Below are 661 nucleotides of genomic sequence, written 5' to 3'. Positions count from 1 at the left end.
AAACCTACGAATCCTTGAAACCCCACCCCCACCCCCGTAACTTCGAATGCGTCGCACCGAACGAGCACACCGCTCACCAGGAACGCAGTGCGAGCCCCCCGAAACCACAAGCCCCCCAGGGCCTGGTTCCGCACGCCCGCACCCCCCTCCGAAAGGAAACACATGACCTTCCGTAACGAGACCACCGCCACCACCGCCGTCACCGCCACCCCCAAGCGCAACCGCGTCCGGACGGCACTGATGGCCGGGGCGGTCCTCGCCCTGCCGGTGGCCGGACTCGTCACGGCCACCAGCGCCTCCGCCGCCCCCGCCGGCGTCTGGGACAAGGTCGCCGCCTGCGAGGCCACCGGCAACTGGGCCATCAACTCCGGCAACGGCTTCTACGGCGGCCTCCAGTTCACCAGCTCCACCTGGGCCGCCTTCGGCGGCACCGCCTACGCCCCCCAGGCCCACCAGGCCACCAAGGCCCAGCAGATCACCATCGGCGAAAAGGTCCTCGCCGCCCAGGGCCCCGGCGCCTGGCCCGTCTGCTCCGTCAAGGCCGGCCTCACCAAGTAACACCCCCACCCCCCAACACCCACGGGGGCGCACCACAACAACGCCGCTGCACCCGACCACCCCCACCACAGGGGCGGCCCGGTGACCAGCGGCGTCGTGCGTT

1 pseudogene is annotated in these 661 nt (G+C 71.0%); it reads left to right on the top strand.

Annotated elements, in window-relative coordinates:
• Positions 1-246: 246 nt before the first annotated feature.
• Positions 247-555: pseudogene (locus VR45_RS32165) on the top strand (transglycosylase family protein); the annotation flags it as partial.
• Positions 556-661 lie beyond the last annotated feature (106 nt).

The sequence above is a fragment of the Streptomyces sp. NRRL S-495 genome, assembly GCF_000966955.1.
Taxonomy (GTDB): domain Bacteria; phylum Actinomycetota; class Actinomycetes; order Streptomycetales; family Streptomycetaceae; genus Kitasatospora; species Kitasatospora purpeofusca.
This window is presented reverse-complemented; position numbering and strand designations above follow the sequence as displayed.